We start from the raw sequence: 23196 nt of genomic DNA, 5'->3' as shown, positions 1-23196 counted from the left end.
GTTTTCCCCCAGAACGCGCGCGTCTTGCTTCACCTGGGAGCATGAGTGCATGCCCCTCGACCTCGTGCTCATCGCCGACACTCACCTGCCGAAGCGCGCCAAGGCCCTCCCCGACGCGCTGTGGACGGCGATCGAGGGGGCGGATGTCGTGTTCCACGCGGGCGACTGGGTCGACCTCGCGACGCTCGACGAGCTCGAGGCCCGGGCACGCCGCGTCATCGGCGTCTGGGGCAACAACGACGGGCCGGAGCTGCGGGACCGCCTCCCTGACGTCGCGCGGGTCGAGCTCGATGGCGTCCGTTTCGCGATGACCCACGAGACCGGGCAGAAGACGGGCCGGGAGCGCCGCATGGACGCCGCATTCCCCGACGCCGACGTGCTGGTCTTCGGGCACAGCCACATCCCGTGGGACACGGTCACCCCGAACGGCCTTCGCCTGCTCAACCCCGGCTCCCCCACGGACCGGCGACGCCAGCCGCGGGTGACCTACCTGACCGCGAGGGTGGAGAGGGGCAGGCTCACGCAGGTGATGCTGCGGGATGCGCGCACCGGCGAGGCTGTTCCCGTCTGAGCGTCGGCGGTCGCGCGGTCCGCGTCGATGTCGTGGCGCTCGAGGAACTCGAACACCTCGCGCTGGTCGACACCCGGGAAGTCACCCGTCGGGAGCGGCGAGAAGACGTGCGCGTGCACGCGCGCGCTCGGCCAGGCCTTCGCCGCCCACCGTTCGCTCAGGTCGCTGCTCGGGGTACGACAGCAGGCCCCGTCGGGGCAGGTCGAGGATGCGCGCTGCTTGGTGTCGCGTCCGCGGAACCACCGCGCCTCATCGAAGGGCACCCCGATCGTGATCGAGAACTCCCCAGCGTCGGCGTGCCCGGTCTGCGTCGAGCACCAGAACGTGCCAGCCGGGGTGTCCGTGTACTGGTAGGTCTCCGTGGTGCGGTTCGTCCGCGCGAGCGAGCTGACCGCCGAGAACTTGCGGCACACGAACTGGCCCTCGACGGATCCCGTCACGTCCTGCGGCAGCGGCAGCCCGTCGTTCTCGTACGCCTTCGAGATGGACCCCTTGTCGTCGACGCGCAGGAAGTGCAGCTTCACGTCGAGGTGCGAGGTGAGCAGGTTCGTCATGCGCAGCGCTGCGGCCTCGTGGGTCACGCCGAACGCATCCCGGAAGTCCTCGACGGCCATGTCGCGGCGCTCCTTCGCGTCGCGGAGGAACGCGACTGAGCGCGCCTCCGGCATCAGGCAGGCCGCCGCGAAGTAGTTGATCTCGAGGCGCTGGCGCAGGAAGTCGGCGTAGTCCTCGGGACGCCGGTGCCCGAGCACGCGGTGCGCCATGGCCTGCAGCGCCATGGCACGCAGCCCGTGGCCACCGGGGATGGAGGCGGGCGGCAGGTAGATGCGCCCGTTCTCGAGGTCGGTGATGGAGCGCGTCGACCGGGGCAGGTCGTTGACGTAGATGAGCTGGAAGCCGAGGTGGTCGGCCATCTTGCCGACCGAATGGTGCATGAGGGCCCCGCGGGTGTGGTCGACCCGACTCAGCAGCTCGTCGGCGAGCTTGTCGAGGTCGGGCATGTAGTTGTCGTGGGCGCGCATCGCGAGGCGCAGCTCGGTGTTGGCCCGGCGAGCCTCCTCCGGGGTCGCGCTCGCCTCGGTCTGACGGCGAACGATCTCGCTGTGCATGCCCGCGAGCGCACGGAGCACCTCGTCGGAGAGCGACTTCGTGGAGGGGATGCGCGGCAGCCCGAGCTCCCGGTAGACGGACGAGCTCTGAGCCCGCTCGACCTCGATCTCGAGGCGCGAGCGATCGTCGGGTGGCGTGTTCGCGAGCATCTCGCTGAGCTCGACGTCGAAGGCGTCGGCGAGCTGCTGCAGCACGGAGAGCTTCGGCTCGCGCTTGCCGTTCTCGATGAGCGACAGCTGGCTCGCGAGCAGGCCCGTCTTCTCGCCGAGGGCCTCGAGCGTCAGCGAGCGCTCCTTGCGGTAGTAGCGGATGCGCCGCCCGAGCAGGAGGGAGTCCACGGCGCCACCTTTCCCTTTGGTTGCTGATGATTTTTGCGCAGCGGGGAAAGGACCGAGTCCGCTCATGGGTGCCTCCGGGCATCTGAATTGCTGATGTGTGAAATTTTGCCATTTTTCTCGGTCAATCTCCATCCCGGGGCATCCCCAGCAGGTCAACACTGGGGGTACGACGCCATGTACGCATGCTGGCCGGAGAACGCCAGCATGCAGAACAGTGAAAGCAGCTTCGAAATGACTGAACACGCACACGACCACCTCGACGTCCCGCAGCGGGCCGCGAACCCGGAAGTCAACGACTGGGTGCGCGAGATCGCGACGCTGACCAAGCCGAGCCGCATCGTCTGGTGCGACGGATCGCAGGCCGAGATCGACGCCCTCACCGCTGAGATGGTCGAAGCAGGCACCCTCATCAAGCTCAACGAAGAGCTCCGCCCGGGTTCGTACCTCGCCCGCTCGGACGCCGGCGATGTCGCCCGCGTCGAGAGCCGCACCTACATCTGCTCGGAGAAGGAAGAAGACGCCGGACCCACGAACAACTGGCGCGCGCCTGCGGAGATGAAGGCCGAGCTCAGCGGTCTCTTCGACGGCTCCATGCGCGGCCGCCCCATGTACGTCGTGCCGTTCGCGATGGGGCCGCTCGGCGGCGCCATCACGCAGTACGGCGTCGAGATCACCGACTCGCCCTACGTCGTGCTGTCCATGGCACTCATGACGCGCTCCGGAGACGGCGCCCTCGAGCACCTCACCCCCGGCCGCGACTGGGTCAAGGCCCTGCACACCGTGGGCTTCCCGCTGGAGTTCGAGGACGGCACGAGCCGCCCAGACGTGGCCTGGCCGCACAACGAGTCGAAGTACATCACCCACTTCCCCGAGACGCGCGAGATCATCTCGTACGGCTCCGGTTACGGCGGCAACGCACTGCTCGGCAAGAAGTGCTTCGCGCTGCGCATCGCCTCGGCCATGGGCCACGACGAAGGCTGGATGGCCGAGCACATGCTCCTCATCCAGGTCACGAGCCCTGAGGGAAAGACGTACACGCTCACGGGCGCCTTCCCGTCGGCGACCGGCAAGACGAACTTCGCGATGATGAAGCCCAAGCTCGACGGCTGGAAGGTCGAGACGCTCGGTGACGATATCGTGTGGATGCGCAAGGCGGCCGACGGTCGCCTCAACGCCATCAACCCGGAGTTCGGCTTCTTCGGCGTCGCACCCGGCACCGGCTACGACACCAACCCCGTCGCGATGGAGACCATCACGACGAACACCATCTTCACGAACGTCGCTCTCACCGACGACGGCGACGTGTGGTGGGAGGGCATGACCGAGGAGGCTCCCGCGCACCTCATCGACTGGCAGGGCAACGACTGGACCCCGGAGTCCGGGACCAAGGCCGCGCATCCGAACGCCCGCTTCACAGTGCGCGCCTCGCAGTGCCCGACCCTCTCCCCCGCCTGGGAGGCCCCGGACGGCGTGCCCGTCGACGCGATCCTCTTCGGCGGCCGCCGCGCGAGCAACGTGCCGCTCGTCTTCGAGTCGAAGGACTGGAAGCACGGCTGCTTCCTCGGCGCGACGCTCGCGAGCGAGCAGACCGCTGCCGCGGAAGGGCCCGTCGGCATCCTGCGCCGCGACCCGTTCGCCATGCAGCCCTTCGCGGGCTACCACATGGCCGATTACTGGGGCCACTGGCTCGACACCGGGGCTGACCTCGGCGACAAGGCCCCGCGCATCTTCCAGGTCAACTGGTTCCGCAAAGACCAGGACGGCAAGTTCCTGTGGCCAGGATTCGGGGAGAACGTGCGCGCCGTCAAGTGGATCATCGACCGGCTCGAGAACCGTGCCGACTCGATCGAGAGCCCCATCGGCCAGCTGCCTGTGACGAGCGACATCGACATCTCGGGCCTCGAGGGCTTCGACCCGGCCGCCCTGGAGGAGATCTTCACGGTCGATCCCGCGTCGTGGCTCGTCGAGGTCGGCGTGACGCGCGAGTACTTCGACAGCATCGGCGAGAAGGTTCCCGCCGAGCTGTACACGGAGCTCGACGCCGTGCACGCCGCACTGGACGCGGCCGCCGCACCCACCCAGACCAAGGCCCCCATCGGGGCCTGACCGACGGCGGCGAGCGGGACTCCGACCATTCGCCGCAAGATGTGCCCCTCCGCGCGCGCGTGGCGCGGAGGGGCGCACAACTCCTGGCAGCTCGAACCCCAGTGTTCGCAGCTGAGCCCCTCAAGGATGCGCCTTGAGGGGCTTTTCCTTGCCCTCACAGGCGACCCGCCCGGCAACCCGCGACACCCCGGAAGCCGCTACCCTAGATGGGTTCACAACAGGCACCCCAGACTCGGTGCCGCCCACATCGACACGGAGTGTGCATGTCCAGCTCGCCCTCAGTTCCTCCTTCTTCCTCGACTCAGGGCATTCCAGACAAGCCCGTCCTCGAGGGCCTCGAAGTCAAGTGGGGTGAGCGCTGGGAGAACTCCGGCACCTACCGCTTCGACCGCGGCGGCGCGACGCGCGACGACATCTACTCGATCGACACGCCTCCCCCGACCGCATCGGGCTCGCTCCACGTCGGCCACGTCTTCTCCTACACGCACACCGACGTCGTCGCGCGCTTCCAGCGCATGAACGGCAAGCGCGTCTTCTACCCGATGGGCTGGGACGACAACGGCCTCCCCACCGAGCGCCGCGTGCAGAACTACTACGGCGTTCGCTGCGACCCGTCGCTGCCGTACGTCGCCGACTTCACGCCCCCGCACGAGGGTGGCGACGGCAAGAGCATCAAGGCCGCCGACCAGCAGCCGATCTCGCGCCGCAACTTCATCCAGCTCTGCGAGCAGCTCACCATCGAAGACGAGAAGGCCTTCGAAGAGCTGTGGCGCCAGCTCGGCCTCTCCGTCGACTGGACCCAGAGCTACCGCACGATCGACGACTCCTCGCGCCGCAAGAGCCAGCTCGGCTTCCTCCGCAACCTCGAACGCGGCGAGGCCTACCAGGACCAGGCACCCACGCTGTGGGACATCACGTTCCGCACCGCCGTCGCACAGGCCGAGCTCGAGGACCGTGACCAGCCGGGCGCCTACCACCGCATCGGCTTCGCGCGCGAGGGCGGCGAGCCCATCTTCATCGAGACCACCCGCCCAGAGCTCCTCCCCGCCTGCGTGGCCCTCGTCGCGCATCCCGACGACGAGCGCTACCAACCGCTCTTCGGCACGACCGTCACGACGCCCCTCTTCGGCGTCGAGGTGCCCGTGCTCGCGCATCCCCTCGCGCAGAAGGACAAGGGAAGCGGCATCGCGATGATCTGCACCTTCGGCGACGTCACCGACGTGATCTGGTGGCGTGAGCTGAAGCTCCCCAACCGCACCGTGCTCGGCAAGGACGGCCGCCTCATCGCCGACGCCCCCGAGGCCATCACGAGCGAAGCTGGCAAGGCCGCCTACGCCGAGCTCGCCGGCAAGACCGTGTTCAGCGCCAAGAAGGCAGTCGTCGAGCTGCTGCAGGCGTCCGGTGACCTGGTCGGCGACCCGAAGCCAATCCAGCACCCCGTCAAGTTCTTCGAGAAGGGCGACCGCCCCCTCGAGATCGTCTCCACTCGCCAGTGGTACGTGAAGAACGGCGCGACCGACCCAGCCCTCAAGGCCCGCCTCATCGAGCTCGGCCGCGAGATCGCGTTCTGGCCAGACTTCATGCGCGTGCGCTACGAGAACTGGGTCGAGGGCCTCTCTGGCGACTGGCTCATCTCGCGCCAGCGCTTCTTCGGCGTGCCGATCCCCGTCTGGTACCCCATCGACGCGGACGGCGAAGTGCAGTTCGAGTCGCCCATCACTCCGGATGCGGCGCAGCTGCCCGTCGACCCGTCGTCCGACGTGCCGAACGGCTACACCGAGGAGCAGCGCGGCGTGGCCGGCGGGTTCCTCGGCGAGGTCGACGTCATGGACACCTGGATGACCTCCTCCCTCACCCCGCAGCTCGCTGGCGGCTGGGAGTCGGACGAGGAGCTCTTCGGGCTCGTCTTCCCCTACGACCTGCGCCCGCAGGGCCAGGACATCATCCGCACGTGGCTCTTCTCGACGGTGCTCCGCGCGCAGCTCGAGCACGGCGTCGCGCCCTGGTCGAACGCCACGATCTCCGGCTTCATCGTCGACCCCGACCGCAAGAAGATGTCGAAGTCGAAGGGCAACGTCGTCACGCCCGCCGACATGCTCGAGGCCCACGGCTCCGACGCGGTCCGCTACTGGGCGGCCTCCAGCCGCCTCGGCACCGACGCGGCGTTCGACCCGAAGAACCCGACGCAGATCAAGATCGGCCGCCGGCTTGCGATCAAGGTGCTCAACGCGTCAAAGCTCGTGCTCGGCTACGGCGATCACGTGGGCGAGGTCACCGAGCCGCTCGACCGCTCGATGCTCGCCGAGCTGAACCGTGTCGTCACCGAGGCGACCAAGGCGTTCTCCGAGTACAACCACGCCCGCGCGCTCGAGGTCACGGAGACGTTCTTCTGGACGTTCTGCGACGACTACCTCGAGCTCGTCAAGGAGCGCGCGTACGGTGCAGGCGACGACGCGGCGGCCCAGGCCTCCGCCGTCACCGCCATGCGCTCCGCGATCGACGTACTGCTGCGACTCTTCGCCCCGTTCATCCCGTTCGCGACCGCCGAGTCGTGGTCGTGGTGGCACGACTCCGAGCTGCACACCGCAGCCTGGCCCACCGCCGCCGACCTCACGGCGGCCGGTGACCAGGACGGTTCGCTGCTCGCACTGACGAGCACCGCCCTCACGAGCATCCGCGGCGCGAAGACCGCTGCGAAGGCCTCTCAGAAGACGCCGGTCGCCAGCGCGGTCATCGCGGCTCCCGAAGAGTCGGTGGCACTGCTTCGCCTCGCTTCCGCGGATCTCCGCCACGTCGGCCGCATCGAGCAGCTCGATTTCGCGGTTGCCGAGACACTCGAGGTGCGGGATATCGAACTGCTCGTCGCCCCGCAGACCGAGGCGTCGTCGTAGGCTGGGGGTTCCCCCAAGTCTGAGTGCAGCAGCGACGTCAGTGACAGAAGAGGAGTCAGGGCCGGCATGACAGTTCCTGAAAAGGCCAAGCCCCGCAAGCGCACGCGGGACCGTGCCGCGGCGCGCCCCAGCATCGAGGTGCGGGCCATGGGCCCAACCGACTACTTCGTCTGGCAGCCGCTGTTCGCACAGCACGTGGATGCGCTCGGCGAGAGCTCGAACGACGGCCGCGCGCTCGGCGTCTGGCGTCACGTCGCGAGCAAGACGGGCAACCTCGAGGGCATGATCGCGTTCGTCGAGGGCGAGCCGCGCGGGTACGTCCTGTTCCGCGAACGACTCGACATCCGCGGCGCTCGCACGGTGCTGAACATCGAGGCCAAGTACTCGGGTGCCGACTCGAACCGCGCGGCGGTCAACGAGGAGCTGCTCGGTGCGGTGTTCGCGGCGGCCGCGAAGCGTGGCTTCGACGCGATCTCGTGGCTCGTCGATGCTGAAGACGAGGTCGGCCTGCAGCAGTCGGCCCGCATGGGCAGCCGCAGCGATGAAGTCCGCTTCGAGATTTCCGTCGACTCGCGTCAGCAGAACGAGGGCTAGGCATGCTCATCGGTGAGCGGTGGCGGGCGGGCTCCGTCCCGCCGCGCTCGCTGGAGAAGTACCCGGAGTTCCTGGAGGCATGCTCAGCTCAGGAGCAGGTGCTCGCGTCGAGCGTCGACGACGTGTCGAAGCTCTGGTGGACGCTCACCTGGCTCGAGGGGCGGCCTGTCGCCGAGCTCGAGCGGGGGCCGCGGGTCGCCCTCCGCGGCGACGGCTCCGTCCACCTGAGCGGCGCCGAGGAGCCGGTCGGCGCTGGCGTGGGCATCGCCGATGGTGACTCGCACGAACACGACGTCTTCGACGAAGACGAGGATGACGACGATCTCTTCCCGGAGCCAGCGCCCCGCGCCTAGCGGCTTCCGCTGAGCGCGGACAGCGGATGCGCGTGCCGCGTCGGTGGTCGCGCCTAGGGTTGGAAGCATGACCCAGACCGTGCAGCTCGACGCCGAGAACCCGTTCGCCACCCCCAGCGCGCTCCCCTTCCAGTTGCCGCCGTTCGGAGACGTGCGCGAGGAGCACTTCCTGCCCGCGTTCGAAGCTGGCATGGCTGAGCAGCTCGCGGAGGTCCAGGCAATCACGGCGAACACCGAGGCGCCGACCTTCGCGAACACGGTCGAAGCGCTCGAGCGCTCCGGCCAACTGCTGGAGCGCACCGCCGCCGTCTTCTTCACGCTCAGCTCTGGCGACGCGACCCCCGGCATCGACGCGATCGAGGCGGACATCGGGCCGCGCCTGACGGCGCATGAAGACTCGATCACGCTCAACCGCGCGCTGTTCGCGCGCATCCAGTCGGTGTACGACGCCCGCGAGGAAGCCGAGCTCACCGATGAGCAGCGTTTCCTCGTCGAGAAGCTGCACCGCAACGCGAGTCTCGCGGGTGCAGGCCTCGACGACGCGTCGTCGGCTCGCCTGCGTGAGCTCAACGCTCGCCTGGCGGAGCTCGAGGTGCAGTTCGACCAGAAGCTGCAGGCCGACAGCAACGCGCTGGCCCTGGTCGTCGACTCGGCCGAGGAGCTCGCGGGTCTCGACGAGAGCGCCATCTCGGCGGCATCAGCCGCCGCGGAGGCGCGTGGGCTGACGGGCAAGTACCTCATCTCGCTCGTGCTCTTCACAGGGCACCCGCTGCTCTCGACGCTCACGAACCGCGAGACGCGTCGCAAGCTCTTCGAGGCTTCGTCCGCGCGTGGCAGCCGCGGCGGCGACCACGACACCCGGGCGACGGCGCTCGAGATGGTGCGCGTGCGCGCCGAACGAGCCCGACTCCTCGGCTTCGAGAACCATGGTGAGGCCGCGGCCGCGAAGTCGACCGCTGGCAGCGCATCCGCGATTCGCGCGCGCCTCGAACAGCTCTCCACTCCGGCCGCCGCGAACGCGCGCCGCGAGCAGGAGGTGCTCCAGGCCACGATCGACGCCGAGCAGGCGGCAATCGGCGAGCCGAGCTTCGCGCTCGAGCCGTGGGACTGGGCGTTCTACACCGAGAAGGTGCGCGCCCGCGACTACGCGGTCGACACCTCGCAGATGCGGCCCTTCTTCGAGGCCACGGCAGTGCTCGAGAACGGCGTCTTCTTCGCCGCCAATCGCCTCTTCGGCATCACCTTCACGCAGCGGCCCGAGCTTCGCGGCCACCACGCCGACGCCGTGGTGTATGAGGTGAGCAACGAGGACGGAACCGAGGTCGGGCTGTTCTCGCTCGACCTGTACACGCGCGACTCCAAGCGCGGCGGCGCGTGGATGAACTCGGTGATCCAGCAGAACCGTCTGCTCGGCGAGCCGACGGTTGTGCTCAACACGCTCAACGTGCCGAAGCCCGCCGAGGGTTCGCCGACGCTGCTCACGTTCGACGAGGTCGAGACGCTGTTCCACGAGTTCGGGCACGCGCTGCACGGCCTGTTCGCGCTGGTCGGCTACCCGAGCCTCGGCGGCACGAACGTGCCGCGCGACTTCGTCGAGTACCCCAGCCAGGTCAACGAGATGTGGATGCTGTGGCCGGAGGTGCTGCGCAACTACGCGAAGCACCACGAGACGGGTGAGCCGCTGTCGGAGGAGCTCGTCGAGCGTCTGCTCGACTCGGCGTCGTTCAACGAGGGCTTCGGCACGAGCGAGTACCTCGCAGCGTCGGTCATCGACCTCGAGTGGCACTCGCTGTCGCCGGAAAAGGCCGCCGAGGTCAGCGACGTCGAAGCCTTCGAGCAGCAGGTGCTTCAGCGGTACGGCCTCGACCTCCCTGCCGTGCCCCCGCGCTACACGCTCCCCTACTTCCAGCACATCTTCGCGGGCGGCTACAGCGCCGGCTACTACGGCTACATCTGGAGCGAGGTGCTCGACGCGGCGACGGTCGACTGGTTCGCGGAGCAGGCGGAGCTCGACGGCGGCCTCCGCGCCGCTGGCGAGAAGTTCCGCCGCAGCATCCTCGAGCCGGGCGGCTCCCGGGATGCGATGTCGCTGGTCGACGATCTGCTCGGCGGCCCCGCCCCCATCGAGCCGCTGCTCAAGCGGCGCGGACTGCAGTAGCTGGCGGTGCGCAGAACAGCAGAGTGAGGGCATGAGGGCATGTTCGACACCGCCTACTCCGCTCAGACGCCGGATGCCATCCGGGCTGCCGCGCGTGCTGCTCTCGGTGCGGCCGGTCGGGAGTCGGATCCGTCATCCTGGACCTGGGTCGAACACGGCTCCTCGAATGTCGTCCTCCTCACGTGCGACTCGGCCGTTCGCGTCGCACGTTCGAGTCGGGCGGCAGCCGCGAGTCGACGTGCTCAGCGCCTCACCGACGCACTGCCTGACCTCCCTTTCGCTGTCCCTCGATCCCTGGGCCCTGCGGTTGAGGTGAACGGTGTGACGGCGATCTCGTGCAGGCACGCGTCCATGGCTCCCCGCACGAACCGGGAAGCGGCGGCCCGGCTGCAGTCGCAGGGCTTCTCGAGGCGATCAGGACCGTGCCGCTAGCAGGCATCGCTCCGGATCTCGCCGCTCCCCGAGCGTTCATGGGTGGTGAGTCGTGGCACGAGCGAATGCACCGAGACGTCATCCCGCTCCTGCTCCCCAACGTCCGAGACGAGGCTCGCCGTCGTGTTGATGCGCTCGCACAACTCGAAGTTGTACCGCCTGCACTGACCCACGGTGATCTCGCGGGCGCCAATGTGCTCTGGCATGACGGCCGCGTTGCTGGCGTCCTGGACTGGGACCTCGCCACCGCCCACGACACGGCGGACGACATCGCCTCGCTCGCGAGCTGGCACGGTTGGGAGAGCGTCGCCGCGTTCGCAAACGCCGACGAACTGCGTCGCGCCCGAGTCATCGCCGCGACCCACATCCTGCAACCCATCGCGTTCTCGCTCATCGAAGGACGCCCAGCGGAGGAAGTCAGCCGAGGGGTCCAACGCGCGAACGCTCGGTTGAGTACGCGAGCGATCACAAGCTGACCGAACGCCGAATCGCGATTGGCTTACCGCTCCAAGGCGAAGAAGATGAAGCTCAGGAACGCTGTCCGGTCGCCAAGATGCGATGGGATGAGCTCCGCCGGCGTATCCGCAGCGAACGGCGGCTCGGCGACCGTCACGACGCTGAAGCCGGCCTCGACGAAGGCATCGGTCATCGCGTGGAGGGGCCGGTGCCAGTACGTCAGCTCGACCTCGGTGCCGTCGAAGGTCGAGGTCGACGTCCAGGCATCGGTCCGGAAGTAGTCCCGCTCCGGAAACATCAGGCGGTAGACGAACGGATGATGCACGGAGATAGTCAGCCGCCCCCCGGGCTTCAGCACCCGGTGAAGCTCGGTCAGAGCCGGGCCCCAATCTTCGAGGTAATGGAGCACAAGAGACGCGGCAACGAGGTCGAAGCATCCGTCCGAATACGGAAGCGGTCTCCCAAGGTCAGCCACCTGCAGGTCGACGGTGTCGCCGAGCCGCCGCCGAGCGATCGTGATCATCTCCGAGCTCGCGTCGAAGCCCGCGACGGTCGCGCCGCGGGCCGCCAGTTCCGCCGCAAGCGGACCCGCTCCGCATCCGACATCGAGCACGCGTGCGCCGCGTACGTCGCCGAGGAGTGTGAGCGTCGCCGGCCGCTCGTAGTAGCTGTTCACGAGGTTGCGCTCGTTGTCGGTCGCATAGTCGGAGGCGAACGTGTCGTAGTGGCCGGGTTCCATACGTCCCATCCTGCACGAGCACGGGACACGAGCTCCCGGCCCGTCCGCAGGGACCGCTCACAGGATTCAGCGGCTACGAAGCGCAAGGACGCGAGGCAGATCAAGGCGTGCCCTGTCCGCGACGCGCGGCGATAGGACTCGGCAGACAGGAAGTGGAGTCTCTGAGGCGGCGCCCAGAGCTACATGTTCGTGTGGGGGCCATGGAACTCTTCTGGGCACTCGTTCTGCTGGCGATCGCCGGAGCGGCATCTCTCGTTGACGTCGTCCGCCACTCGAGAGCCAACCCCGAGGAGAAGATCCCGTGGCTCGGTAACCCGCCCCGCTTGCCGAAGTGGTGGATCCTCCCTCGCCTCGTCATGATTTTCACCGTCATGGCGGGCATTCATCTGCTGTGGCGGGGCACCGATATCAGTCCGTGGTTAGCCGGGGTCGTCGCAGCGGTTGTCATCTGCGTACCTACGCTGTGGGTGCTGATAGCGCACAATCGACGCGTGAAAGCTGTCGCGACTTCGCCGGCCCCGGGCGGACAGATCCCGTCATCGAATGGCGTCGAGTAACGGTTTCGCGCATCCAGACCTGACCCACCGGGCTGCACCTATGCTCGTGCCATGTCAGTGGTGAACGCGGAGCTCGCAAGCGCAGATGCGGGGGCGCAGGCGGCAAGCGGCGAGGGCAAGGTCGGTCTGCTCGCGGTTCTGGGAGTGTTCGTTCTCGGGTTCCTCGCGCTCAGTCTCGGCCAAGGGATCGACGAGATGCTGAGGTATGGGGCCGGCATGGAAGCCGACACTGATCCGCATTCGACCACCGCCCTGCACTACGGCGAAGCGAAGTCAGTCGCTGACCTCACGATCCTCGCCCTCGGCGCGACCTGGGTCGCGTACATCGGAACCGCCGTCAGCGTCGCCAGCAGCGACCCACGTCCGTTCGGCCGCACGTTCGGGATGCTCTTCCTCCTCTCGGTGGTTGTCATCGCCGTTCCGGTCGCGTGGCCCTTCCTCGAGCATTCGTGGCGATGAGTTCTCTCGCACCCGCCCCGCAACGGGCCACCTCCGGCCCACCTCGTGGCACAGTCTGGCGCCCAGTCCTCGGCTGGAGCATCGCAACCGGCATAGCCTTCGTCACGGCGGCCGTGACGCTCGTGATCGGTGTCTTCCTCGGGCTGAGCGTCGGCGAGATGCTCCACTACGGATACGCCAACTCGAGCGACACCTGGACCGTCCCCAAGGGGCACTACGAGGAGGCCGTCACCACGACCGGCATCGCGGCCGTCGCGCACTTCCTGGTCTGGATCGTGAGCCTTGCTGCGGCGGCCATCACAGCAGCCTGCACACACCGGTCTGTGTGGTGGTCACTCGCCATCATCACGGTCATCGTCGCGCTCGAGATCGGCGCCATCATCGTCATCCAACACACTCGGTTCGAGGCCGGCGGCGCCTACATGGGGTGACCCTGTCGACCATCACCCAGGGCGCCGATGCGTCTAGATCCGCGCCGCCGCTTCGAGGTCGACGACGCGCATGACCTCGCGCTTGGGTGAGAGCTGGACCAGCTTGATCGCGACACGGAACGCGTCGCTGTTCCGCTCACGGGCGACCTGGATGCGCCTGCGAAACGTGCCCAGCTGGACGTCGAGCTTCTCGGCGGCCTCGGCAACCGAGATGCCAGGCAGGTCGTCGCGCGGCGTCGCGCCGATAGCCTCCGAAGCCGCCCGGTTGCGCTGCGCGGCTCGGTCCCGGGACTGCTGCGCACGGGCCTCGCGTTCCTCGGGCGTGCCCCCGAACCGGGTGGTCGCCGTCGTTCCCGTGACCCCCAGCGCCGCACCGATCTGCGCCCACGTCGAACCGCCGGCGCGTGCCCGCTCGACCGCCTCCACGAGTCCAACCTCTTCCAGCCATCTGGCTGCGTCGCGCGTCGCCGTGACGCGCGCGAGCGCATCGCCGTCACTGGGGGCGAGCTCGTCGAGTGCAGCTTCAAGAGGTTCACGCATGGCGTCCATCTGACCGAGGGTACGTCGCTCCTCAGCGGCACGTCCGCAGACCCGCGCCGGCCGACGCAGCGCAGGCTGCTGTCGCAGCTCTCCGAGTGACCAACCGCCGGCAGGCGTATGGTGGCTCACATCGTGATTCGAAGCCAGGAGGTGACACCCATGAACGCAGGATCCACAGTGGGTGCTCCGAGCTCCTCACGAGCCCGCGACTAGCAACGTCGCGTTCGGAGCGTCCGCCACTCATTTCGCGAAAGGCAACGCCCATGAACTTAACTGCTTCCACCTCACTTCCCTCTTCGTCCGAGACGAACCCAGCCCGACGGGCCCTCGTGCTCGGCGGGGGCGGCTCCACCGGCAACGCCTGGCTGATCGGCGTGCTCGCAGGCCTGGCCGATGCGGGCGTGGATGTCACGACCGCCGACCGTGTCATCGGCACCTCTGCTGGAGCAACCGCCGGGGCTCAACTCGCTGGTGCCGCGCCCGCCACCCTGCTCGACGCGATCCTGAGCACCACACCCCAAACGCCTCCACCGTCACCCGCACAGCGAGGCGAACGGTCGTCCGGACCAGCGCGAGGTGAGGTGGGCGATCAGCTCGAGCGAATGCACCGCCTCATCGCCGAATCCACGAGCGCGGCCGACTACCGCCGCCGCCTCGGCGCATCCGCCCTCGAGCGACTGGAAGCAGCCGACGGGTCCTGGCAGGACCGCTGGCACGCGACCGTCGCATCACGCCTCCCCGCCCTGGACTGGCCCACCCACGAGCTGCTGCTGACGGCCATCGATGCGTCGACGGGCGATCCCGTCGTCCTCGACCGTCACAGCGGGGTGGACCTCGCCGATGCAGTCGCGGCCAGCACGTCGAGTGGCCTCCCCTACCGCGTCGGCGACCGCTGGCTTCTCGACGGCGGTTTCCGCCGCAACGAGAACGCCGACCTCGCGGCAGGCTTCGACAATGTGCTGGTCCTCGCCCCGTTCTCAGGTAAGAGCCTGGCGCCTGCGGAATGGGGCTTGAACCTGGATGCGCAGCTTGCGGAGCTGCGCGCGGGAGGAAGCACGGTCGAGACGATCTTCCCCGGCCCTGAGCTCGACCATCTCTTCGGCGCGAACGCCATGGACTTCACGCTGCGACCGCAAGCAGCCCGCGAGGGGTTCGCGCGTGGACGGCGCTTCCCCGCCCAGCAAGGCCGGTTCTGGATGTAACGAAGGCATGAACTCTTCGCCAAGGGGATCCCCCGCTGAAGTAAGGGTGACCTAAGCTAAAGGTACTCAGTCTTCGGTGCGGCCCCCCTCGCACCGATCCCGCCCGAAGGGATCCCCATGACCATCGTCACCGACACCGCGACGACCATCAGCGCCCGCCTCCGCGAGCGCACGTCGCAGGCACACCAGAGCGCGGAGCGTTCGCGCTTCCTCGAGCGGCTCCTCGGCGGTGAGCTCGGCATCGACGCCTGGGCTGCGCTGCTGCAGCAGTACGGCTTCATGTACGAGGCGCTCGAGAGCGCGGCAGTGCCTGTGCGCGAGCAGGGCCAGCTCGGCGCGATCCCTGCGGCCGAGCTCGACCGTGCGTCGTCGATCGTGGCGGACCTCGCGGCGCTCGAGCCCCGCCTCACGCAGCCGCTCCCCGGTGAGCTGCCAGCGACGCGCGAGTACGCGGACCGCATCACCGCATCCGCCGCCGACCCAGCGCGCTACCTCGCGCACCACTACACGCGCTACCTCGGTGACCTCTCGGGTGGCCAGGCCATGCGCGTGATGCTCGACCGCACGTACACCCTCCCCGCGGAGGAGGCGACGTTCTTCGACTTCACCGAGATCCCGGCGATCGTGCCGTTCAAGCGGGCCTACCGTACCCAGCTCGACGAGCTCGCCTTCGACGAAGACGCCATCGCGCGTCTCCTCGATGAGGCGAACGCGAGCTTCACCTGCAATGAGCGCATCTTCGAAGAGCTGGACGCACGCTTCTAGGATCCGCCCCGCACCGCGCGACGCGAACGGCCCGCATCCACCCGGATGCGGGCCGTTCGCGTTCTGCACCCACCCCGCCGCCTGAGCCGAGAGCGGTGTTGTGGTCGCTTCAACAGCGTCTTGACGACCACAACACCACTCCGGGCGCGCAGACCGCTCCGGGCGCGCCTCGCGGTTAGCCGAAGAGGTGCGGGTCGAGGCCGAGCCTTCGGCGCACGAGCAGGGAGATCGACCAGTTGAGGCCGGCAACCGCGAGCATGCCGGCTCCCCCGCCGAGCACCATCGGCGCGCTGATCTCACCGATCTGCAGGCCAGAGGCTTCGTTCGAGACGGCGACGGACCCGGCCCCAGACGTCGTCGCTCCCCCACTGCTCGTCGCTGCGCCGACCGCCGGGGCCGTCATGGCCGGTGCTGGCGCGGGCGCCACCGCGTTCGGGGCACGCGTGCCGCCCGACGGATTGCTCTGCGTGAGCGTCGGCGCGGCCGGAGCGTTGTATGCGCCCGCCGTCGGCGTGTAGTCACCCGCCAGGCTCACGGTGAGCGGGATCGTAGGCTTAAAGGTGTCACGGGCGCCGTTGGACGTGAACCAGTACGAGAACTGGCCGGTCTCCTTCTGGAAGTCCACGAAGTCCGACGGGAACGAGCCCCAGTAGCTCGAGTTCAGCGCGGTCTGAGGCGCCTGCCCGCTCGCCGTGCCCTCGTCGCCGCCGACCACTCCCTGCGACTGGCCGCTGCCGCTGTAGGAGACCCCCAGGTAGTCGGGGGTCGTCGTGATGACGTCGGCGCCGGTATCGACACCCGTGAGGTTCGCGAGCGTGATGGTGCGATCGCTAAGCTCCACCCATTTGGACGCGTCGGTCATGGATGCGCCGTAGCCGGAGGCCGTCGCGGTGATGGTGCCCCTGCCGTCCCCGCCCACCTTGAGGATCGGGTCGGTCGCGGTCCAGTAGGTGAGCCCTCCGTAGAAGGCGACCGTGAAGCTGCCGCGCCACTGCACGGTGAGCTCCGAACCGGAGCGCGTCGCCTCACCACCGGTGATGCGCACCTGCGACTCCGTATGGGAGCCGAGGCGGCTCGTCGAGACGTTGGCGCCCGTGCGGTCGACGCACTTCGTGCCCCAGCTCGCCTGCTGGAAGTCGCTGCCGTTGGGCTTGATGATCGTGACGTTGCCGTCAGCAGAACGATATTCGTCGGCCTTCCAGACCCGTGACGAGCCGGTGTCCCCCGCCTTGCCGGCCGCGAGGAAGTTGCATCCCCCGAAGAAGGCACCGCTGGTCGCTTCCGTGTTCAGTCCCCAGTAGAAGGTTGCTCCTGCGGCGGATGCACCCCCGTCGGTGGGCGTGGTCGGCTCGGTGGTCGGGGGCGTCGTCGGCGCTGGCGGTTCTGGGTCCGGCGTCGTGGTCGGCTGCGGCGGGGCACCGGTGCTGACCTGCTGCGTCGCTGGCGTGCCCGCTTGGGTTGCGAGGTACGGGGTGACGGTGATGGCGTACTCGGTGCTGGCGGCGAGTCCGGACACGATGGTCGAGCCCTGCCCCGTCGCATCCGCCGGCACCTGGAGGGCGGCACCGACGGCGACGCCCCCTTGAGTGAGCTGCACCTGGTAGCCGGTCGGCGGGCCGCCACCCGTGGCGGGCCACGTCAGGGTGGTCGTGAAGGAGCTGGCCTCGACGTCGCTCACCGTGATCCCGGGTGAGGCGGTCGCGCCGAGCGGCTCGACGATGGTGAGGCGAATCGCGTCGTCGGGTGAGAGGTTGATGGGTGTCTCGGCGGTGCCGTTGCGGACGGCGAGCGTGAACTCGTGCGCTCCAACGGCGAGGCCGCTGACGTCCCAGGTGCCCACGCCGCCGCCTGCCGTGATCTGAGCGGGAGTCCCGGCCAGTACCGGCAGCTCACGCCCATCGGCTGCCCGCAGCACGGGCTCCCCGGAGACCTCGGCCCCGAGGTTGACGAACCGCACCTCGGCCCCCTCCGGGTAGTCCCGCGGCAACCGCTCGTAGACGGGGGTCGCGCTCGCGGACGTGTCGAAGCTCAGGGTGAGCGGTGCCGCGACCTTCTTCGGGTCAGCCAGTCCACCGGATGAGTACCAGTAGCTCGACTGGCCGGTCGCCTCGTGGAATGCCACGAAGTCCTGGGGCCACGAGCCCCACCCGTCGCCTTCGCGCGTCTGCGGGGTGCCGACGGCACCTGCATCCACGCCCCGGTACTCGGGAGTGAGGGTCGCGCCGGATGCGGTGAGCTCGGCCGGAGTCGCGTCGATCGTCGCGAGCGTGACGGTGCGTTCGCTCAGGGGCTGCCACTTCGAGGGGTCGTCCATGTCGGCGCCGAATCCGCCGGCCGTGCCCGTGAGCGTTCCCCTGCCGTTGCTGAGCTCGAGCGTGAGGTCATCAACCGACCAGTACGTCATGCCGCCGTAGAAGACGACGGTGAAGGCACCGTCCCAGGAGATGCTGGCTGTGCCGGTCTCGAGGTCGACGGAGCCGCTGCCGTCTGCCAGGTTCACCCGGTTGGCGCTTGTCGACCCGACACCGGTCCCGACCTGGCTCCCGCCCGCGTCGAGGCACCTGGAATCCCACGTGGCGGGTACCTGGTTGCCGGCAGCGTCGGGCTTCGTGATGGAGACGTTGCCCTCGCTCGCCGAGTACAGACTGTCGTCGGTCCAGACCGCCGACCTGCCGTTGTCACCGGATGCGCCAGCCGAGAGGAAGTTGCAGCCGCCGAAGTAGGCACCCCCGCCGACCTCGTCGTTCAGTGCCCAGGACAGGTCGACGCCCGAGATGGGCGTCGAGGCGGCCTCCGCCGGGTCGGCGGCCAAGAGGCCGAAGCCCGCAAGCAGGCCGGCGATGCCGATTGCGGCGAGGATGCGCGTGCCGATGCCCGGGGCTGGCAGGCGCCGCGACCGCGCGCCCGTCTCGTGCGCGTCGAGGGTCACCGTGCGTCCTCCCGGCGACCGGTCGCGCTCGAGAGGATGAGCGTCGGCGCGTCTCGATCACCCGGCGCCGAATCCGTATCGCGGAGCGGGCTCGTATCCCGGAGCGGGCTCGGGTGGCGAGGGGTCGGAGCATCCATGGCGAAGAAGTCGACGAGTCTGTCGTTCTCGAGGGGCGCGGGAGACGCGGGGAGATTCACGAGGCTCTGCTGCGCGGCGGCCGCGCCGAGCCTGCGCCGGGCACGAGCTTCGCGCTGCTCCTGCGCGAGCCTGACCGCCGCCGTCTTCCTGCGCTGCTTCTCGCGCTCCTGCAGCGCCTTGCGTTCGCGTTGCCCGCGCACCTTCTCGAGGGCCGCCGGGTTGACGCCGAGCAGGAGGCTCTTGGCGGCAAGGTAGGCGCCGATGCCGACGGCGAGGCCGACGACGGTGAGTCCGACGAGCAGCAGGACCGGCGCGAGCACGACGAGCCAGGCGAGCGCGTCGCTGACCGAGCCGAGGCCCTGTGAGGACGCCGTGCTCTGGGTCGTGGTCCCGACAGGAGCCGAGGTCGCGACCGGGGCGGCCTCGCCACCTGCCGTTTGCTCGTCGGTCGCCACCGGGGCGGCCGCCTCGGGCTGCGCAGGGCTCGCGCCCGCCTGCTGGGCGACGGCACCGGCCGCAGCCCCTCCCGCGAAGGTGAGCGGCGTGAACGATTCGTTGTTCGTGTTCTTCACGCCGTGCGCGCCGATGGTGATGATCCCGCACTGCACGGCGTTGCAGTCGACGGAGGTCGCGTTCTGGTCGCGGTCGTAGGTCTGGAACACCGCGCCGGGGATGCGCAGCGTGCCCGACCAGGTGCCGTCGGCCGCGACCTCGCCGCCGTTCGCGGCGTAGGAGGTCGATCCGCCCGGGAAGGCCGCGAACAGCTGGTAGCCGACGGGGTTCGTCTCGTCGTCGTACACGTAGCGGTAGTCCTCCCCCGTCACGCCTCCCGCGCTCGGCTTCCACGAGCCGCCGCTCAGGTCGTCGACCCAGCCGAACAGCACGTAGATGCCCCCGAATCCGCCCTGCACCGACTGGAATCCGGAACCGGACACCTGGATCTCGCTCTGGCCATCCGCCGTCGGCTGTCCGGAGATGGTCACCTGTCCGGCCGCGTGCGCGGGTGCAGCGGAGACGCCGATCGCGGTCACACCGAGGGCGAGCCCGAGCGCCGTCAGGATGGCGGCGACCCAGCGGACTGCGGTGAGCGGAGGCGTGGTGGCGGTCATGCGTGGTGCCCTTCTTCGGCGGGGGTCGAGGAACCGGTGGATGCGCGCTTGGGCACGACGATCGGGGCTCCCGTGAACGGGTCCTCGAGAATGTGCACGGGATGCTCGTAGACCTGCGTGATGAGCTCGGCCGTGAGCACCTGTGCTGGCGGCCCGTCGGCGACGATGCGGCCCCGGCTCAGGAGCGCGATGCGGTCGGCGTAGGCGGCCGCGAGGTCGAGGTTGTGCACGATGATGACGACGGCGCATCCGGTGCTCGCGTAGCTGCGCACGAGGTCGAGCACCATCTCCTGGTGCTTGATGTCCATGGCCGCGGTCGGCTCGTCGAGGAGCATGACCGAGGCGGTCTGCGCGAGCACGCGGGCGAGCGCGGCCCGAGCGCGCTCGCCTCCGGACAGCGACGGGTAGTGGCGGTCGGCGAAGCGGTCGATGTCGGTGCGCCGCATCGCGCCCGCGGTGATGAGGTCGTCGCGCTCGCGCTCGCTCACCTGCTGCCAGGGCGCGCGGCCCATGTCGACGACCTCCTCGACCGAGAACGGGAACGCGATATCGACCTGCTGCAGGAGCACGGCTCGGCGCATCGCGAGCTCGGTGTTCGTCCAGGCGTAGCTCTGGAGGCCGTCGATCTCGACGGTGCCGCTGCGCGCATCCACGTCGGCGGTGATGACGTTGATGAGCGTCGACTTGCCCGCGCCGTTGGGACCGACCAGGGCGAGCACCTCGCCGGCCCGGATGTCGAGGTCGAGGCCCTCGAGCACGGTCCGCTCGCCGAAGTCGACGCTCACGTCGCGCACGGACAGGACCACCTCGCCCGGCGTGGTCGCGCGCGGCTTGCGGATGGGGTTCCTGAGGATGGAGCCGATCATGACCACGCGCCGCCCTTCGCCCGGCTGCGCCGGATCAGGTAGAAGAAGAACGGCCCGCCGATGAGGGAGGTCAGCATGCCGATGGGCAGGTCGGCGTACTCGACGAGGGTGCGGGCGCCGAGATCGGCGATCGTGAGCAGCAGGGCCCCGCCGAGCACCGAGCAGAGCAGGAGCGGACGGTGCGTCGGGCCGATGATCATGCGGATGATGTGCGGCACGACCAATCCGACGAACGCGATGATGCCGGCGAAGGCGACCGCCGCGGAGACGAGGAGGGCCACATAGATCATGACGATCAGGCGCACGCGCTCCACGTTCACACCGACGTGGCGGGCCGCCTTCTCGCCGAGCGACAGCAGGTCGAGCTGCCTTCCGATCCCGATGGCGAGGATGCACCCCACGACGATGAGCGGGGCGACCAGCCAGACCTGCTCCCAGCGGGATCCGTTCATGCTGCCCATCTGCCAGAACACGATCTGCTCGCGCGCCTGCGTCGGTGCGCTGAAGGTGATGAAGGCGATGAGCGCACCGCAGACGGCGTTGACGGCGACACCGGTCAGGATGAGTGTGATGACGTCGGTGCGCCGGCCGGAACGGGACAGCGAGTAGACGACGAACGTCGTGATGAGGCCGGCGACGAATGCGAACGCGGGGGTCGTGAACGGGCCGAGGAACGTGAGACTGAAGAGGATCGAGAAGCTCGCGCCGACTGCCGCGCCTGCGGAGACGCCGACGGAGCCGGGTTCGGCGAGCGGGTTGCCGAAGATGCCCTGCATGAGCGCGCCAGCGACGGCCAGCGCCGCGCCGACGAGGACCGTGAGCACCAGACGCGGGAAGCGGACCTCCGCGAGCGCGGCCGCCCCGAACTCGTGGCTGGGGCCGGGAAGCCAGTTGACGCCCACCTGGTTCAGCAGGAAGCCGAGCACCTCGAGCGGCGGGATGTACAGCTGGCCGATCATCGCGGAGACGAGGCAGCCCGCGATGAGGAGGATCGTGAGGACCGCCGCGAGCAGCGACGCGCGCGCCTTCTTGGAGCGGGGTGGCGCATCCGTCGGCTGGGCGACCGGCTCTGGGCGGTGGCTGGTGCGCTCCTCGATGTGGTCGACGGGGCTCCGTCGCTTCGGCTGCCCTGTTTCTGGCCGCGGGTGGGTGCTTGGCGGAGTCGTGGTCACGTTCGCATCTCTCATCATTCGCCGCTCTGTTCGGCGCCATCGGCGGGGTCCGCCGCGGGGTCGGCCGCCGGCACGTAGGCCAGCTCCGGCGCGTAGATCGCGGTGCCGAGGGCCGCGAGCACCGACGCCGACCGGGGGCCGAAGCTCATCACCTCGTAGTCGCTCATGTCGACGATGCGCTTGTTCGCGCCCGCCGGGGTCTGCCCGATGCCGGGCAGCTGCACGGCTTCGTCGATGCCGCCGACCGAGGCGAGGCCCATCGTCATGACGATGATCACGTCCGGGGCGGCGCGGACGAGGGCCTCTGCGTTGGTCGGCGACATGCCCGCGAACCCGACCTCGGTGGCGACGTCGCGAGCGCCGATGCTCTGGATGATGGAGTCGGCGCCTGAGCCGGCGCCGAACCAGTAGTAGACGCTGCCGCGCAGGTACAGGAACACGACGCGCGGCTTCTTCTCCGGGTCGGTGGGTGCCATCGTGCCGAGCTGCTGGATGGTCGTGCCGATCTCGGCCTGTGTTCGCTGCGCGAGGCTCTCCCCCAGGGCCGGCACGCCGAGCGCATCCGCCACGAACTGGATCTGCGGGGAGACGCCCTCGACGCCGTCGTCGTCCGCGATGGGCACCATGACCACGGGGATGCCGGCCTGGCGCAGCTGCAGCTGCACGTCGTAGGGGCCGATGGAGGCGTCGGTCACGACGACCGTCGGCGCGAGCTGGAGGATCGACTCGGCGTTGAGCTCGTGCCCGTTCTGCGTGACGAGCGGCAGCTGCTCGTTGCCCGGCATGACCTTCGTGATATCGGTCGCGGTGTCGCGCCCGATGAGGTTGCACCCGAAGCCCAGCCCGATAACGGCGGCGGCGAGCCCGCCGTTCTGGTTGATGGCAAGGATGCGCGTCGTGTCGGTCACGGTTGTCTCCGCGCCGTCGGAGCTCGTGAACGTCGTCGGGAGCTGCTGCACGGCGGTCGCCGCGTCGGTGATGGGGTTGATCGCCGCCGTCTGCGTGTAGGCGGTGGTCGGCCCCGTGATGCTGCGCGGGTCGGGCAGCTCAACTGAGGTGACGGACGGCAGAACCGGCGCGACGGGTTCGGTCTGCACCGGCTGCGCGACGCACTGGTCGTTACCCGCTCCGTTCGCGGTGCCGATGTTGTGGAACCCGTTGGCCCACAGCACGGACACGACGACCACGGCAAGCGCTGCCCAGCCGGCGCGACGGATCGTCGAGCGGCGGAAGCGGCGGAGCGTGCGTGGCAGGGGCATGGGTTCCTCGGTTGTGTCTGG

20 protein-coding genes are annotated in these 23196 nt (G+C 69.1%); 12 read left to right on the top strand and 8 right to left on the bottom strand.

Annotated features, from left to right (window positions below):
- Positions 1–49 precede the first annotated feature (49 nt).
- Positions 50–571, top strand: a complete 522-nt coding sequence (locus tag HDC34_RS14515) for a metallophosphoesterase (protein WP_104311459.1) — start codon at positions 50–52, stop codon at positions 569–571.
- On the opposite strand, the gene HDC34_RS14510 is transcribed toward HDC34_RS14515, so the two are convergent.
- Entirely contained in the window at positions 487–2019 is a 1533-nt protein-coding gene (locus HDC34_RS14510) for a helix-turn-helix domain-containing protein (protein ID WP_308807358.1), read from the bottom strand. The genes HDC34_RS14515 and HDC34_RS14510 overlap by 85 nt on opposite strands.
- Before the next feature lie 231 nt (positions 2020–2250).
- On the opposite strand from HDC34_RS14510, the gene HDC34_RS14505 reads away from it, so the two are divergent.
- The 6 genes from HDC34_RS14505 (at position 2251) to HDC34_RS14480 (ending at position 11029) form a co-directional block, all read left to right on the top strand.
- Entirely contained in the window at positions 2251–4125 is a 1875-nt protein-coding gene (locus HDC34_RS14505) for a phosphoenolpyruvate carboxykinase (GTP) (protein WP_257023300.1), read from the top strand.
- A gap of 263 nt (positions 4126–4388) precedes the next feature.
- Positions 4389–7016 (top strand): valine--tRNA ligase, encoded by a 2628-nt coding sequence (gene valS / locus HDC34_RS14500; RefSeq protein ID WP_179557514.1) that lies wholly within the window; start codon positions 4389–4391, stop codon positions 7014–7016.
- A 66-nt stretch (positions 7017–7082) separates the two neighbouring features.
- Entirely contained in the window at positions 7083–7610 is a 528-nt protein-coding gene (locus HDC34_RS14495) for a hypothetical protein (RefSeq protein WP_146080224.1), read from the top strand.
- 2 nt (positions 7611–7612) lie between these two features.
- Positions 7613–7963, top strand: coding sequence for a hypothetical protein (locus HDC34_RS14490; protein ID WP_179557513.1), 351 nt, complete (start codon positions 7613–7615; stop codon positions 7961–7963).
- Positions 7964–8030: 67 nt separating this feature from the next.
- Entirely contained in the window at positions 8031–10121 is a 2091-nt protein-coding gene (locus HDC34_RS14485; protein ID WP_179557512.1) for a M3 family metallopeptidase, read from the top strand.
- Positions 10122–10456: 335 nt separating this feature from the next.
- Complete coding sequence (locus tag HDC34_RS14480) at positions 10457–11029, top strand: phosphotransferase family protein (protein ID WP_374757242.1); 573 nt, start codon at positions 10457–10459, stop codon at positions 11027–11029.
- Between the two features lie 23 nt (positions 11030–11052).
- On the opposite strand, the gene HDC34_RS14475 is transcribed toward HDC34_RS14480, so the two are convergent.
- The gene (locus HDC34_RS14475; RefSeq protein WP_179557510.1) at positions 11053–11748 is read right to left on the bottom strand and encodes a class I SAM-dependent methyltransferase; all 696 of its coding nucleotides are present in this window, start codon (positions 11746–11748) and stop codon (positions 11053–11055) included.
- A gap of 200 nt (positions 11749–11948) precedes the next feature.
- Here HDC34_RS14475 and HDC34_RS14470 point away from each other — a divergent pair, with 200 nt between their 5' ends.
- From HDC34_RS14470 to HDC34_RS14460, 3 genes are read left to right on the top strand one after another with little or no spacing between them, the layout of a single operon-like run.
- Positions 11949–12305: a hypothetical protein gene (locus tag HDC34_RS14470; protein ID WP_179557509.1), complete on the top strand. Its 357-nt coding sequence runs from the start codon at positions 11949–11951 to the stop codon at positions 12303–12305.
- Positions 12306–12356: 51 nt separating this feature from the next.
- Positions 12357–12764: a hypothetical protein gene (locus HDC34_RS14465; RefSeq protein WP_179557508.1), complete on the top strand. Its 408-nt coding sequence runs from the start codon at positions 12357–12359 to the stop codon at positions 12762–12764.
- Positions 12761–13195 carry a hypothetical protein gene (locus tag HDC34_RS14460; protein ID WP_179557507.1) on the top strand — a complete coding sequence of 145 codons (435 nt, stop codon included), beginning with the start codon at positions 12761–12763 and terminating at the stop codon, positions 13193–13195. The genes HDC34_RS14465 and HDC34_RS14460 overlap by 4 nt, the downstream gene beginning before the upstream one ends.
- Positions 13196–13228: 33 nt before the next feature.
- Here the strand turns inward: HDC34_RS14460 and HDC34_RS14455 are convergent, their stop codons facing one another.
- Positions 13229–13735 carry a hypothetical protein gene (locus HDC34_RS14455; RefSeq protein ID WP_179557506.1) on the bottom strand — a complete coding sequence of 169 codons (507 nt, stop codon included), beginning with the start codon at positions 13733–13735 and terminating at the stop codon, positions 13229–13231.
- 263 nt (positions 13736–13998) lie between these two features.
- Here HDC34_RS14455 and HDC34_RS14450 point away from each other — a divergent pair, with 263 nt between their 5' ends.
- The gene (locus tag HDC34_RS14450) at positions 13999–14937 is read left to right on the top strand and encodes a patatin-like phospholipase family protein (protein ID WP_179557505.1); all 939 of its coding nucleotides are present in this window, start codon (positions 13999–14001) and stop codon (positions 14935–14937) included.
- Positions 14938–15054: 117 nt separating this feature from the next.
- On the top strand, positions 15055–15702 hold the full coding sequence (locus tag HDC34_RS14445) for a heme oxygenase (biliverdin-producing) (RefSeq protein ID WP_179557504.1): 648 nt from the start codon (positions 15055–15057) through the stop codon (positions 15700–15702).
- A 175-nt stretch (positions 15703–15877) separates the two neighbouring features.
- On the opposite strand, the gene HDC34_RS14440 is transcribed toward HDC34_RS14445, so the two are convergent.
- From HDC34_RS14440 to HDC34_RS14420, 5 genes are all read right to left on the bottom strand, one after another.
- Positions 15878–18631: a fibronectin type III domain-containing protein gene (locus HDC34_RS14440; protein ID WP_179557503.1), complete on the bottom strand. Its 2754-nt coding sequence runs from the start codon at positions 18629–18631 to the stop codon at positions 15878–15880.
- Positions 18628–19878 carry a hypothetical protein gene (locus tag HDC34_RS14435; protein ID WP_179557502.1) on the bottom strand — a complete coding sequence of 417 codons (1251 nt, stop codon included), beginning with the start codon at positions 19876–19878 and terminating at the stop codon, positions 18628–18630. Before HDC34_RS14435 ends, HDC34_RS14440 begins: the two co-directional genes overlap by 4 nt.
- A complete protein-coding gene (locus tag HDC34_RS14430) occupies positions 19875–20744 on the bottom strand; it encodes a heme ABC transporter ATP-binding protein (protein ID WP_104311559.1) in 870 nt (289 codons plus the stop codon). Before HDC34_RS14430 ends, HDC34_RS14435 begins: the two co-directional genes overlap by 4 nt.
- Positions 20741–21757: a FecCD family ABC transporter permease gene (locus tag HDC34_RS14425; protein WP_374757243.1), complete on the bottom strand. Its 1017-nt coding sequence runs from the start codon at positions 21755–21757 to the stop codon at positions 20741–20743. Before HDC34_RS14425 ends, HDC34_RS14430 begins: the two co-directional genes overlap by 4 nt.
- Positions 21758–21930: 173 nt before the next feature.
- Positions 21931–23175 carry a hemin ABC transporter substrate-binding protein gene (locus HDC34_RS14420; protein ID WP_179557501.1) on the bottom strand — a complete coding sequence of 415 codons (1245 nt, stop codon included), beginning with the start codon at positions 23173–23175 and terminating at the stop codon, positions 21931–21933.
- Positions 23176–23196 lie beyond the last annotated feature (21 nt).

The organism is Pseudoclavibacter sp. JAI123 (assembly GCF_013409665.1).
Taxonomy (GTDB): domain Bacteria; phylum Actinomycetota; class Actinomycetes; order Actinomycetales; family Microbacteriaceae; genus Pseudoclavibacter.
This window is presented reverse-complemented; position numbering and strand designations above follow the sequence as displayed.

What these genes read in the sequence shown, in the direction of transcription:
- HDC34_RS14505 (WP_257023300.1), top strand. Translation starts at nt 2,251, where the DNA reads ATGACTGAACACGCACACGACCACCTCGACGTCCCGCAGCGGGCCGCG.
- HDC34_RS14430 (WP_104311559.1), bottom strand. Translation starts at nt 20,744, where the DNA reads ATGATCGGCTCCATCCTCAGGAACCCCATCCGCAAGCCGCGCGCGACC.
- HDC34_RS14470 (WP_179557509.1), top strand. Translation starts at nt 11,949, where the DNA reads ATGGAACTCTTCTGGGCACTCGTTCTGCTGGCGATCGCCGGAGCGGCA.
- HDC34_RS14420 (WP_179557501.1), bottom strand. Translation starts at nt 23,175, where the DNA reads ATGCCCCTGCCACGCACGCTCCGCCGCTTCCGCCGCTCGACGATCCGT.
- HDC34_RS14445 (WP_179557504.1), top strand. Translation starts at nt 15,055, where the DNA reads ATGACCATCGTCACCGACACCGCGACGACCATCAGCGCCCGCCTCCGC.
- valS (WP_179557514.1), top strand. Translation starts at nt 4,389, where the DNA reads ATGTCCAGCTCGCCCTCAGTTCCTCCTTCTTCCTCGACTCAGGGCATT.
- HDC34_RS14450 (WP_179557505.1), top strand. Translation starts at nt 13,999, where the DNA reads ATGAACTTAACTGCTTCCACCTCACTTCCCTCTTCGTCCGAGACGAAC.
- HDC34_RS14465 (WP_179557508.1), top strand. Translation starts at nt 12,357, where the DNA reads ATGTCAGTGGTGAACGCGGAGCTCGCAAGCGCAGATGCGGGGGCGCAG.
- HDC34_RS14490 (WP_179557513.1), top strand. Translation starts at nt 7,613, where the DNA reads ATGCTCATCGGTGAGCGGTGGCGGGCGGGCTCCGTCCCGCCGCGCTCG.
- HDC34_RS14495 (WP_146080224.1), top strand. Translation starts at nt 7,083, where the DNA reads ATGACAGTTCCTGAAAAGGCCAAGCCCCGCAAGCGCACGCGGGACCGT.
- HDC34_RS14515 (WP_104311459.1), top strand. Translation starts at nt 50, where the DNA reads ATGCCCCTCGACCTCGTGCTCATCGCCGACACTCACCTGCCGAAGCGC.
- HDC34_RS14485 (WP_179557512.1), top strand. Translation starts at nt 8,031, where the DNA reads ATGACCCAGACCGTGCAGCTCGACGCCGAGAACCCGTTCGCCACCCCC.
- HDC34_RS14475 (WP_179557510.1), bottom strand. Translation starts at nt 11,748, where the DNA reads ATGGAACCCGGCCACTACGACACGTTCGCCTCCGACTATGCGACCGAC.
- HDC34_RS14460 (WP_179557507.1), top strand. Translation starts at nt 12,761, where the DNA reads ATGAGTTCTCTCGCACCCGCCCCGCAACGGGCCACCTCCGGCCCACCT.
- HDC34_RS14435 (WP_179557502.1), bottom strand. Translation starts at nt 19,878, where the DNA reads ATGACCGCCACCACGCCTCCGCTCACCGCAGTCCGCTGGGTCGCCGCC.
- HDC34_RS14455 (WP_179557506.1), bottom strand. Translation starts at nt 13,735, where the DNA reads ATGCGTGAACCTCTTGAAGCTGCACTCGACGAGCTCGCCCCCAGTGAC.